Below are 12,047 nucleotides of genomic sequence, written 5' to 3' on the forward strand. Positions count from 1 at the left end.
CTCGCCGGTGCGGCGGCCGACGGCACGGTCCTCACCGCGTCCACCGCACCCGACGGCGTCCGGCGGGCCCGTCAACTCATCGACGAGGGGCGGGAGTCGGCGGGCCGTACCGAAGCGCACAAGGTCGTCGTCTATCTCCTCACCGCCACCGGTCCCGGCGCCGCCGCCCGCCTCAGGGCCGAACTCGCCGAAGAGGGCCTGGAGTCGGTGCCCGACCTCGGTGTCGCCGGCGACGCGGGCGCCGTGGCGAAGGCCGTCCAGTGCCTGGTGGAGGCCGGCGCCGACACGGTCGTCCTCCAGCCCACCGGCGACGAACCCGACCCGGAGGCCTTCGTACGCTTCGCGGCGAAGGAGGTCAGGGCACTCGTCCCCTGAGCCCCGCGCTACGCCTCCGCGGGCCGGTGGTCCCCGGCCGCCCCGTCGACGAGCTCCCGCACGATGTCCATGTGCCCCGCGTGTCTCGCCGTCTCCTCGATCAGATCGACCAGCACCCAGCGCAGCGACACCGAGTGCTCGCGCCACACCGGGCGGCCGACCGCGTCCAGCGGCAGTTCCGTGATCACGCGGTCGGCGGCGGCGCGAGCACGGCCGTAGAAGGCGACGATCCGTTCGGTCGTCTCGTCCGGGCCGGCGCTCATGTCCTCGCCCTTGTACGGGTCGAACCACAGCGGCTCGACCTCGCGGCCGAAGCTCTCCACGAACCAGCCGTACTCCACCGACGCCAGATGCTTCACCAGCCCGAGCAGACTTGTGCCCGAGGGGGTCATCGGGCGTCTGACCTGCTCCTCGTCCAGTCCGTCCAGCTTCCACAGCACCGCGTCCCGGACCCGGTCCAGGCTCGCGTGCAGCGTCGCCTTCTCGTCGTCGTGGTACCGCGCGTCCGTATCCCCGTCGTCAGCCATGCTTCGGAAACTAGCAGCGCCCACTGACAACGCCCTGCGACCATCGCCCCATGAGCAGCACGAGCAGCTTCGAAGACCTCGTCGCGGAAGGTGCCGCCGTCCCCACCGAGGGCTGGGACTTCTCCTGGTTCGAGGGCCGGGCCACCGAGGCACGCCCCTCGTGGGGATACGCGCGCTCCGCCGGGGACCGCCTCACCTGGGCGAACACCGTCCTGGACGTCCAGACCGGGGGAGGCGAGGTCCTCGACTTCGCCCTGAGCCGGGCCGCCGTGCAGCCCCCGATGCTGGTCGCCGCCACCGAGGGCTGGCCGCCGAACGTCGCCAGGGCCACCGCCCTGCTCCGCTCGCGCGGCGTCGTGGTGGTCGCGGTGGCCGAGGACGCCCCGCTGCCCTTCGCAGACGCCGCCTTCGACCTCGTCCTGAGCCGCCACCCGGTCCGCGCCGACTGGCCGGAGATCGCCCGCGTCCTGCGCCCCGGCGGTACCTACTTCGCCCAACACGTGGGCCCCCGCAGCGCCTTCGAACTCGTCGAGCACTTCCTCGGCCCCCAGCCGGAGGACGCGAGCAGCGCCCGCGACCCCGAGCGTGAGCGGGCCGGGGCCGAGGCCGCGGGGCTGGAGATCGTCGGCCTGCGGGCCGAGCGGCTGCCCATGGAGTTCCACGATGTCGGGGCCGTCGTGCACTTCCTGCGCAAGGTGATCTGGATGGTCCCGGACTTCACGGTCGAGGCCTACGAGCCCCAACTCCGTTCCCTGCACGAGCAGATCGAGGCCACGGGCCCGTTCGTGGCCCACAGCACCCGTCACCTCTTCGACGTACGCAAGCCCCTCGCGTGACCCACGCCTGACCCACGCCCGACTCAGGCGTGCGGCCCGGAGGGCACCTCCCCGATCACCAACTCCGCCCGCGCCTCCAGCACTTCGCCCACCCGTTCCGCCCGCTCGCCCAACTCCCGTTCCTGCCGCGCCGTCAGCTGTCCCAGCGGCTCCACGGTGACGGTCGTACGCCGTCCTCGCCGGCGCTGGTGCCAGACCCCGGCCACCACCCCGTCGACCAGCAGCACGGGGTAGTTGCCGGCCTGCCCGCCCGCCAGCGCCCGCCGGTACGCGGCACCCGGGAACAGCGTCTCGCGGGGCTGGGCGGCGATGGCGTAGGCGTCGAAGTAGGGGAGGAGGCGTACGCCCCGGACGGGTTCCTCGGGGAACGCCGTGTCGCCCGCCGCGACCCACGCGCGCGTGCCCTCGAAGTCGACCTCCTCGATTCCGCCCTCTGTGGCGCAGGTCTCGAAGAGCGCCGTCGCCCAACCTCCGGGCGCCGCGAGCCATTTGGCGAAATCCGGTGGGGTCGCCGGGCCGTAGGAGCGCAGATATCGCCGGACGAGGGTGCGCAGGGCCTCGGCCGTGGGGAGCGGGGTGAAGTGGGGCGGGCGGGTGTAGGTGACTTTGCGGCCGCGGCTCGGGCCGAAGCACAGGGCGCCGGACTGGCCGGCCCGGTGCAGGACCTGGCGCCAGCGCGGCCACAGGTCCTGGAAGGCCGGCATCGCCCGGTCGCCGGCCCACGGGCCGGTGCGGGTGACGACCGCCTCGTCGAGCTCGTCGATGGTCAGCGTCGAACCGTCCAGGGCGTCGGCGACCGCCGCGACCACCTCGGTGGCCTGTGCGTCGGTGAGCCGGATGTCCGGGGCGAACCGGCCCGTGCCCGGGATCGCGGTCAACGCGGCGCTCCACAGCGGGAGTTCGCGGGTGGGCAGCAGATGGACGGTTCCGCGCGGGCCGTGGGTCTTGAGGAGGGAGGCGGGTGAGCCGTCGGCCTGCCACAACGCCGCTCGCACGTCCGTGCGGGTCCGCCCGGCCGCCCGTACCCCCACCGACACCTCCGCCGCGGACAGCACCTGCGCGTGCGCCGCGAGCATCGACGCCACCACGTCGGCGACCGGTGTGCCGGTCCCGGCCGGGGTGTCCAGGAACTGCCGTTCGAGACGGCGGGCGCTTGCCAGGGCCCAAGTGATCGTCACGGTCATGCCGCGACGCTAGAACCGAACTAGGTCACGAGACGTCCGCCACACGTACACGCGGTTTCCACATCGTTATCGAGATCGACTCGCGTCCCGGCCATGTCCTCACGTAAGTTCAGACCAAGGTAATTCGCGTGAGCAAAGCTACGCGGTCGGCACCGCGCGGTGGAGGGGGCTGCGCGGTGCCCTGCCCCGTCAAGCGGACGTTCACCGGCGGTGTCACCCCTGAGAGCGACACGCCGGGAGCTGGCGGAAAACCTCCATGTTCTCCTTTGAATCCGCTGCGAACCGGCCATGATCAGGGCTGGAATCAGGGCTTCCCGGCCCCTTGACGTGTTGTCGGTCGACTTCGGAGAGTAGTTGTGGCACGCCGATGCACGCAGCATCACTTACGAAGGGTTATGGTGGAAACCCCCCCTCGGGCCGGTCCGTATCCCCCCCACGGACCGGCCCGATTTTTTTGTGCCGTGCGGCGACCACCCACATTCCGTGCGGCGACCGTCCCCGCACCGGTCGGGTCCGACCTTCGTGCCGAACCGGGATGAGCCCAGACACCCCTTGGGGGAACAGGGCTCCGGCGGGGGTAGGCTTCGACGCCGGGGACTGCCATCCACGGAGGGGCTGACAACACGTGAACGTGCGCGACACCCTGCGCCGCCTGCTGGTCAGGTTCTACGCACGCAGGGTGGGAGGGCATCTCGACCACGCGTCGGTGCCCAAGCACATCGGCGTCATCATGGACGGCAACCGGCGCTGGGCGAAGGCCGCGGGCTCCACCACCGTCCAGGGCCACCAGGCCGGCGGCGACAAGATCGAGGAGTTCCTCGGCTGGTGCAGCGAGACGGACGTCGAGGTCGTCACCCTCTGGCTGCTGTCGACGGACAACTTCGACCGCCCCGCGGAAGAACTCGGCCCGCTGCTCGGCATCATCGAGAACGTCGTCAGTTCCCTTGCCGCGGACGGCCGTTGGCGCGTCCACCACGTCGGCACCCTCGACCTGCTGCCGTCCGGGATGCAGTCCGCCCTCAAGGAGGCGGAGGAGTCCACCGCGCACATCGACGGGATACTCGTCAACGTCGCCATCGGCTACGGCGGCCGGCAGGAGATCGCCGACGCGGTCCGCTCGATGATCTTGGACGCCGCCGACAAGGGCACCTCGCTGGAAGAGCTCGCCGACCACGTGGACGTCGAACTCATCGGCAAGCACCTCTACACGGGCGCACAGCCCGACCCCGATCTGGTGATCCGTACCAGTGGAGAACAGCGGCTGTCCGGATTCATGCTCTGGCAGACGGCCCATTCCGAGTACTACTTCTGCGAAGTCTTCTGGCCTGCCTTCCGCAAGGTCGACTTCCTGCGCGCGATGCGTGACTACGCCGCGCGACACCGGCGTTACGGCGGATGACGGACAAGCTGCCGGGACTACCCCGTTTGGTGCACAAGTAACAAGGAGTTCACCAGGGCGTCGTCATATGCCGTGGCATGGCGGCGCATGTTCGAGGGCATAAGCCAAGCAGGTCGACGCCCGAACCACGGGTGTCGTATCTCAGCGGACGGCACGGGGCCGTCCGCCCGGGAGGCCCTTTGCACCAGTTCGACCGTGCGGTCAGTACGGGCGAGACGGAGGGCCGGTTCTCGGCCCGCGCATCGCGGCCTGGACCGGTCCAGCTCCTCTCCGTCGCTCCCCGACCTCATCCGAGGGGGTACGTCCTTCCGTGGTGACCAGCACAAAGCGCCGTTTGCCTGACCGGCGCACTTATGTCATCGACACCAGCGTTCTGCTGGCCGACCCGAACGCACTGAACCGCTTCGAGGAGCACGAAGTCGTGCTGCCGATCGTCGTGGTCACAGAGCTGGAGGCCAAGCGGCACCATCCCGAACTCGGGTACTTCGCCCGGCAGGCCCTGCGCCTGCTGGACGAGTTCCGCGTCCGGCACGGTCGCCTCGACGCCCCCATCCCGATCGGGGAACTCGGCGGCACCGTCAGGGTCGAGCTCAACCACTCGGACCCCAGCGTGCTGCCCAGCGGCTATCGCCTGGGGGACAACGACTCCCGCATCCTCGCGGTCGCCCGCAACCTGCAGGCCGAGGGGTACGACGTCACCGTCGTGTCGAAGGACCTTCCGCTCAGGATCAAGGCATCCTCCGTCGGACTCCTCGCCGAGGAGTACCGCGCGGAGCTCGCCATCACGGGCTCCTCCGGCTGGACCGGAATGTCCGAACTGACCCTGCCGGGCGAACAGGTGGACATCCTCTTCGAGGAGGGCCGCGTCTACGTCCCGGAAGCCGCCGACTTCCCCGTCCACACCGGTCTCACGATCCAGTCCGAGCGCGGCAAGGCGCTCGGCCGGGTCACGGCGGACGGCAACGTCCGCCTCGTGCGCGGCGACCGGGAGGCGTTCGGCATCAAGGGCCGCAGCGCGGAACAGCGCATCGCGCTGGATCTGCTGCTCGACCCGGACATCGGGATCCTGTCGATGGGAGGCCGGGCCGGCACCGGCAAGTCCGCGCTCGCGCTCTGCGCGGGCCTGGAGGCCGTACTGGAGCGCGGCCAGCACAAGAAGGTGATGGTCTTCCGGCCGCTGTACGCGGTGGGCGGACAGGAGTTGGGCTATCTGCCCGGCTCCGAGGCCGACAAGATGGGCCCCTGGGCCCAGGCGGTCTTCGACACGCTGTCCGCGGTCACCAGCCGCGAGGTCATCGAGGAGGTCACCGCCCGCGGGATGCTGGAGGTCCTGCCGCTCACCCACATCCGCGGCCGTTCACTGCACGACGCGTTCGTGATCGTGGACGAGGCGCAGTCCCTGGAGCGGAACGTCCTGCTGACCGTCCTGTCCCGAATCGGGGCCAATTCACGGGTGGTTCTCACCCATGACGTGGCCCAGCGGGACAACCTGAGGGTCGGCCGCTACGACGGTGTCGTCGCCGTGGTGGAGAAGCTGAAGGGCCACCCGCTCTTCGCGCATGTGACCCTCACCAGGTCCGAGAGGTCCCAGATCGCGGCGCTTGTGACCGAAATGCTGGAGGACGGCCAAATCTGAGATAGTTGCAGGTAGTTGGCGCCGTCCCGCGAGGCCAAAGAGCCTAGCGGGACGGCGCTTTCGCGTCCTGCTGTTTCTCCAAATCCCATGGGGCAAACGGGATGTGAGCTTTCACACGCAACTCAGAATTGCCACCCGGCGTCCGGTTACGGCAGAGTCTCACTCCTGTCAGGCCCCGCATACGACACACGTGTATCCCTGGGGGTGCCCCCACACTTTAGGTAGTGGGGGAGGTACTCACCAACATCAGCATCACTGCTAACTCCACAGCGAAGTCGTATGCCGCCCGCTCTTCACGCGGCGCTCCTGTAGCGGGAGTTGCCCACCGGGCCCGTGCCTCCCGTGACCCCGTAGTTGGGAGGCCAGCGTTCAGGGGCACGATTGCGTCCGCCAGGGTCACCGAAGCGGACGATGCTGGAAGGAAACCGTGTGAGCCGGATTTCGGTCCGGGGATTCGCAGTGGCCTCGGCCACCGCGGTCACCGCCGTCGGAAGCGTCGTAGGCGTTGCCTCGGGCAGCGTCGCACAGGCGCAGAACAATGACGCCGAGACGACGGCAGCCGACACCACGCTCCTGGCGGACATCCCCACGGGCCAGCAGGCCCAGGTGCAGACCGCCTCCTTGACGCAGCAGGCCGACGCCCAGGCGATCCAGGCCGACGCGAGCGCCAAGAAGGACGCCGAGGAGTCGGCCCGCCTGGCCGCCGCGAAGACCGCGGTCGCCAAGAAGGCCGCTGCCGAAAAGGCGGAGAAGGACGCGAAGGAGCGTGCCGAGGCGAAGTCCGCGGCGAGCCGTTCCTCCTCCAGCTTCCCCGTGCAGAGCTCGTACACGGTCTCGCAGATCCAGGCCATGGCCGCGCAGATGGTGCCGAGCGGCCAGTTCCAGTGCTTCAGCAACATCGTGTCGCACGAGTCCGGCTGGAACTACCACGCCGTCAACGCCTCCTCCGGCGCCTACGGTCTCTTCCAGGCACTGCCCGCCGGCAAGTACGCCTCCGCCGGCTCCGACTGGCAGACCAACCCCGCCACCCAGATCAAGTGGGGCCTCAACTACATGGACAGCCGCTACGGCAGCCCGTGCGAGGCCTGGTCGTTCTGGCAGGCGAACAGCTGGTACTAGGTCGTACGCCCGTCCCGGGCCGCTCAACCTCGCGAGGCCCCTCCCCGTCCTAGGGGGAGGGGCCTTTGCCCTGTACGGTCGGACACGCATCGGCTCCAAGGGGGAGTGGGGTGGGGACAGACGGGGGAAGAGGGCGCATCATGTCGCGAGTTCCAGGGTGGCTCGGCCGGCTCGGCAACGGGCTGAGCGAGATGGGGGAGCGCTTGGACGAGCGCCGTGCCGAGGTGGAGAAGGAACACGGCGAAGCAGGGCCCGAGTTGCCCGCCGCCGACCCCGAACCCCCGGAGCCTGCCCCGGTACCCGTCACCATCGCCCGTGACCGCCCCGACCCCGCGCTCGCCGTGCCCTGGGGTGTGCGAGTGGCCGCCGAGGCGGGCTGGCGGCTGCTGATCCTGGCCGGCACGGTCTGGGTACTGATGCGGGTCATCAGCGCCGTACAACTCGTGGTCCTCGCCTTCGTCGCCGCCCTCCTGATCACGGCCCTGCTCCAGCCGACCGTGACCCGTCTGATCCGCTACGGCTTTCCGCGCGGAGTGGCCACGGCCCTCACCGCGATCCTCGGCTTCGTCGTGATGGGACTGATCGGCTGGTTCGTGACCTGGCAGGTCATGGCCAACATCGACAACCTCTCCGACCAGGTCCAGAACGGCGTCGACGATCTGCGCAACTGGCTGCTCAAGGGCCCGTTCCACGTCACCGAGAAGCAGATCAACCAGATCGCGAAGAACCTCCGCGAGGCCATCGGCGCCAACACCGACCAGATCACCTCGGCCGGCCTGGAGGGCGTCCAGGTCATCGTCGAGGCCCTGACCGGCATCCTCCTGACGGTCTTCTCGACCCTCTTCCTCCTCTACGACGGCCCGCGCATCTGGCAGTGGACACTGAAGCTGGTGCCCGCGGCGGCCCGGCCGGCGATGGCGGGCGCGGGCCCGCGCGCCTGGCGCACACTGACGGCCTACGTCCGCGGCACGGTGATAGTCGCCCTGATCGACGCCACCTGCATCGGCATCGGCATCTACTTCCTCGGCGTGCCGATGGCCGTGCCGCTCGCCGTCTTCATCTTCCTGTTCTCGTTCATCCCGCTGGTGGGCGCGGTGGCGTCCGGCGCGCTGGCGGTCGTCGTCGCGCTGGTCACCCAGGGCGTCGTCACGGCCCTGTTCACCCTGGGAGTCGTCCTCGCCGTCCAGCAGATCGAGGGCCACATCCTCCAGCCGTTCATCCTGGGCCGCGCGGTCCGGGTCCACCCGCTCGCGGTGGTCCTCTCGGTCGCGGCCGGCGGCATGATCGCGGGCATCGGCGGAGCGGTGGTGGCAGTGCCGCTGGTCGCGGTCACGAACACGGTGGTGAGCTACCTCAAGGCGTACGCCCAGGGCACGGAGCCGCCCCCACGGCTGTCGCCGAAGCCGAGGGGGGCTACGGCGGTTGAACACCCACCGTCGGACCAGGCCCCGTAAACGACGTTTCCCACCCACCCGTTCGCCGTCAGTCGAGAGGTTCCAGTACCGCCTCCGCCTCCAACGTGACCCCCACCGCCTCGACCACCGCCGCGATCTTGAACGCCTCCTGGATCACGTCCCGTTCGACACCCGCCTTGCGCAACACCTGCTCGTGCGAGTCGAGACACATCCCGCACCCGTTGATTGCGGACACCGCGAACGACCACAGCTCGAAGTCGACCTTGTCGACCCCGGGGTTGCCGATCACGTTCATCCGCAGCCCCGCCCGCAGGGTGCCGTACTCATGGTCGGACAACAGGTGCCGCGTCCGGTAGAAGACGTTGTTCATCGCCATGATCGCGGCGGCGGACTTGGCGGCCGTGTACGCCTCGGGCGACAGGTTCGCCTTGGCCTCCGGCGCCAACTCCCGCAGTACGAGCGGCGATCGGGAGGCGATCGCCGTAGCGAGAACCGTCCCCCACAGCTGCTGCGCGGGCAGGTCGGAGTTGCCGATGATCGAACCCAGGTTGAGCTTCAGGTCCTTGGCGTAGTCCGGTATGGCGGACTTCAGGGCGTCCAGTGACATCTCAGGTCACTTCCCGGCGAGCAGCGCGCCCGCGTCCAGCGTCTCGTCGCCCTTGGTCCAGTTGCACGGGCAGAGCTCGTCCGTCTGGAGCGCGTCGAGGACCCGGAGGACCTCCTTGGGGTTACGGCCGACCGAGCCCGCGGTCACCATGGAGAACTGGATCTCGTTGTTCTGGTCCACGATGAACACCGCGCGCTTGGCGAAGCCGTCCTCGCCCTCGATGCCGAGGTCCCGCATCAGCTCGTGGCTGGAGTCGGCCAGCATCGGGAACGGCAGGTCGCGCAGGTCGTCGTGGTCCTTGCGCCAGGCGTGGTGGACGAACTCGGAGTCGCCGGAGAAGCCGAGCACCTGGGCGTCACGGTCGGCGAACTCGTCGTTCAGCTTTCCGAAGGCGGCGATCTCGGTGGGGCACACGAAGGTGAAGTCCTTGGGCCACGCGAAGACCACCAGCCAACCTTCATAGGTCTTGTGGGTGATCTGTTCGAACTCCTTGCCCTTCTCCAGCGAGACACAGGCGGTCAGATCGAACGACGGGAACTTGTCACCGACAGTGAGCACGAGCTCTCCTTGCAGCGGAGACGCACCCCACGGACAGGGTGCGTCTCATGGATTGAGCGGCCCCGATCCTGGCACAACGTGCATTGATTGTGGAAATAGCTACACTGGGGCGTGTTGATCGGAGGCGGTTATCAGTGACCGTTAGTAATACGAGTAAGCGGCGCCAGCCCAGCCTGGCCCAGTTGCGCGCCTTCTCCGCGGTCGCCGAGCACCTCCATTTCCGGGACGCCGCCGCCGCGATCGGCATGAGCCAGCCCGCCCTCTCCGGTGCCGTCGCCGCCCTGGAGGACACCCTCGGCGTCACCCTCCTGGAGCGCACCACCCGCAAGGTGCTGCTCTCGCCCGCCGGTGAGCGGCTCGCCGTACGGGCGCGGGCCGTGCTGGAGGAGGTCGGGGCGCTGATGGCGGAGGCGGAGGCTGTGCGGGCGCCGTTCACCGGGGCGCTGCGCCTCGGGGTCATCCCGACCGTCGCGCCGTATCTGCTGCCGACGGTGTTGCGGCTGGTGCACGACCGGTACCCGGACCTCGACCTCCAGGTGCACGAGGAGCAGACCGCGAGCCTGTTGGAAGGGCTGACGACCGGACGGCTCGACCTGCTGCTGCTCGCCGTGCCCCTCGGGGTGCCCGGAGTGGTCGAACTCCCGCTGTTCGACGAGGACTTCGTGCTCGTCACCCCGCTCGGCCATCCCCTCGGCGGCCGGTCCGGCATTCCCCGCGAGGCGCTGCGCGAGCTGAACCTGCTGCTCCTGGACGAGGGGCACTGTCTGCGCGACCAGGCCCTCGACATCTGCCGGGAGGCGGGGCGGGCGGACGCCCCCGTCACCACCACCGCGGCCGGGCTCTCCACGCTGGTGCAGCTCGTCGCCGGCGGGCTCGGGGTCACGCTCCTGCCGCGCACCGCCGTACGAGTCGAGACCACCCGCAGCGACCAGCTCCTCACCGGCTACTTCAGCGAGCCCGCCCCGACCCGCCGGATCGCCCTCGCGATGCGCACCGGAGCCGCCCGCCGCGCCGAGTACCAGGAGCTGGCCGCCGCCCTCCGTGAGGCCCTGCGGCCGTTGCCGGTAAGGGTGTTGGGCGGTGGCGACCGGCCCGCTCCGAGCGGCAACTGACCCGCCCCCGTTCGGTCAAATGAGCACCGGACAAAGGAAATCGAACGGCGGGAGTTCTCAACTTCCGTCACCCGCAGGCAGGTAGGAAGAACCCGTCCGGAATATGCGCTCGGACTGATACATCTTCACCCCTCAGCGCTACACGTCAGTTGCGTGTACGAAAAGCCTAGGGGAGTGATGTCGGGCATTCGGGATTCCCTCGGCCGGGTCGGTCACGACCTGCTCGCGGTGGCTCTTTCGGCCTGTGGGCGCGAGGAGTTCACCGGGGGACTGCGGGTGTCCGGCAGACCCGGCGGCATCTTCCATCTGCGCGGCGGGCTGGTCATCGCGGTGGAGAGTCCCGGCGCGCCGGGACCCGAGGCACTGCTGCTGCGCTCCGGCCGGGTCAGCGGTGAGCAATGGGCCGAGCTGGTAAGGGAGTCGGGCGGCTCGCGCTGGCCGGTGGCCGGACTGATCGCCCACGGGTACGCGGGCGCCGCCCAGTTGCGGATCGTGTGCGTGCTGGCCCTGCACGACGCGGCCTTCGCGGTCGTCTCCGGAGACGTCGAGAACTGCGAACGCGCCCCGGACATACGGCCGTTGGCACCCGTCGGCATCGGCGAACCCCCGATCCGGCTGCTCCAGGACGGGGCCCGCAAACTCGCCGCGATCGCCGCGCTGCCGTATCCCGTACGGCCCGACCGGGAACGCCCCCGGGCTCCGGCCGACATCCCCGAAGAGGCCGGACTCGGCATGCTGCAACGGGAGTTGCTCGCCCATGTCGACGGCCGCCGTACCGCCCGGGATCTCGCCTTCCGTACCGGGCGCGGGGTCTACCCGGTCACCGCCGAGGTCGCGCGGATGCTCGCCGAAGGCCTGCTGGAGTGCTCCGACGCCCCGGTGCCGATCCCGGTCCTGGTGCCGCCCGAAGGACCCGTCGTGCGCCGTCGTGAACCGGCGCCCGCGCCGCCGCCGCAGTTCCCCGTGCCCACCGCGCTGCCCCGCCGGAATCCGGGGGCCAGCGGCATCACCGAATCTCTCGTCCCCGAAAAGAGCGGGGCGGGCTGGAAAGGGTTCTTCCGCCTGCGGAACGGAACCTCGAAATGACCCTGATGGACAAATGCGATCAGTTTTAGGGGAGTTGAGTAAGTGGATCACAAAGCCCTGACTTTGGAAATGCGCACACTGCGGGAACAGGTGACCGGAATCACCGACACCGCGGTCACGGCGGCCGACGGACTGCTCATCGCGGCCGACACCGCCGACTCGATCGACCCGGAGGCCCTCGCGGCGCTCGCCG

At 69.7% G+C, this 12,047-nt stretch carries 12 protein-coding genes and 1 pseudogene; 9 read left to right on the top strand and 4 right to left on the bottom strand.

Annotation, left to right across the window (positions count from 1 at the left end; genetic code table 11):
- A pseudogene (locus R6V09_RS32680) lies at positions 1–375 on the top strand (LLM class flavin-dependent oxidoreductase); the annotation flags it as partial.
- Between the two features lie 8 nt (positions 376–383).
- On the opposite strand, the gene R6V09_RS32685 reads toward R6V09_RS32680, so the two are convergent.
- Positions 384–902, bottom strand: coding sequence for a DinB family protein (locus R6V09_RS32685; RefSeq protein ID WP_317885074.1), 519 nt, complete (start codon positions 900–902; stop codon positions 384–386).
- Between the two features lie 50 nt (positions 903–952).
- On the opposite strand from R6V09_RS32685, the gene R6V09_RS32690 reads away from it, so the two are divergent.
- Positions 953–1,738, top strand: coding sequence for a class I SAM-dependent methyltransferase (locus tag R6V09_RS32690; protein ID WP_317885075.1), 786 nt, complete (start codon positions 953–955; stop codon positions 1,736–1,738).
- 23 nt (positions 1,739–1,761) lie between these two features.
- Here the strand turns inward: R6V09_RS32690 and R6V09_RS32695 are convergent, their stop codons facing one another.
- Complete coding sequence (locus R6V09_RS32695; protein ID WP_317885076.1) at positions 1,762–2,922, bottom strand: winged helix DNA-binding domain-containing protein; 1,161 nt, start codon at positions 2,920–2,922, stop codon at positions 1,762–1,764.
- 625 nt (positions 2,923–3,547) lie between these two features.
- Here R6V09_RS32695 and R6V09_RS32700 point away from each other — a divergent pair.
- The 4 genes from R6V09_RS32700 (at position 3,548) to R6V09_RS32715 (ending at position 8,530) form a co-directional block, all read left to right on the top strand.
- Positions 3,548–4,321, top strand: a complete 774-nt coding sequence (locus R6V09_RS32700; RefSeq protein WP_317885077.1) for an isoprenyl transferase — start codon at positions 3,548–3,550, stop codon at positions 4,319–4,321.
- Positions 4,322–4,631: 310 nt separating this feature from the next.
- Positions 4,632–5,957: a PhoH family protein gene (locus tag R6V09_RS32705; RefSeq protein WP_019058501.1), complete on the top strand. Its 1,326-nt coding sequence runs from the start codon at positions 4,632–4,634 to the stop codon at positions 5,955–5,957.
- 429 nt (positions 5,958–6,386) lie between these two features.
- The gene (locus R6V09_RS32710) at positions 6,387–7,076 is read left to right on the top strand and encodes a transglycosylase SLT domain-containing protein (protein WP_317885078.1); all 690 of its coding nucleotides are present in this window, start codon (positions 6,387–6,389) and stop codon (positions 7,074–7,076) included.
- Positions 7,077–7,216: 140 nt separating this feature from the next.
- Positions 7,217–8,530, top strand: a complete 1,314-nt coding sequence (locus R6V09_RS32715) for an AI-2E family transporter (RefSeq protein ID WP_317885079.1) — start codon at positions 7,217–7,219, stop codon at positions 8,528–8,530.
- Positions 8,531–8,558: 28 nt separating this feature from the next.
- Here R6V09_RS32715 and R6V09_RS32720 read toward each other — a convergent pair whose 3' ends face one another.
- Together R6V09_RS32720 and R6V09_RS32725 are read right to left on the bottom strand one after the other, a co-directional pair.
- Positions 8,559–9,098: an alkyl hydroperoxide reductase gene (locus tag R6V09_RS32720; protein ID WP_317885080.1), complete on the bottom strand. Its 540-nt coding sequence runs from the start codon at positions 9,096–9,098 to the stop codon at positions 8,559–8,561.
- Positions 9,099–9,104: 6 nt separating this feature from the next.
- Complete coding sequence (locus tag R6V09_RS32725) at positions 9,105–9,656, bottom strand: peroxiredoxin (protein WP_317885081.1); 552 nt, start codon at positions 9,654–9,656, stop codon at positions 9,105–9,107.
- Between the two features lie 134 nt (positions 9,657–9,790).
- Here R6V09_RS32725 and R6V09_RS32730 point away from each other — a divergent pair, with 134 nt between their 5' ends.
- From R6V09_RS32730 to R6V09_RS32740, 3 genes are all read left to right on the top strand, one after another.
- A complete protein-coding gene (locus R6V09_RS32730; protein ID WP_317885082.1) occupies positions 9,791–10,768 on the top strand; it encodes a LysR substrate-binding domain-containing protein in 978 nt (325 codons plus the stop codon).
- Positions 10,769–10,945: 177 nt separating this feature from the next.
- The gene (locus R6V09_RS32735) at positions 10,946–11,854 is read left to right on the top strand and encodes a MarR family transcriptional regulator (protein WP_317885083.1); all 909 of its coding nucleotides are present in this window, start codon (positions 10,946–10,948) and stop codon (positions 11,852–11,854) included.
- A gap of 69 nt (positions 11,855–11,923) precedes the next feature.
- Positions 11,924–12,047: roadblock/LC7 domain-containing protein (locus R6V09_RS32740; protein ID WP_327096865.1), on the top strand; the 124-nt coding region annotated here is incomplete at its 3' end.

The organism is Streptomyces sp. W16 (assembly GCF_033194735.1).
Lineage (GTDB): Bacteria > Actinomycetota > Actinomycetes > Streptomycetales > Streptomycetaceae > Streptomyces.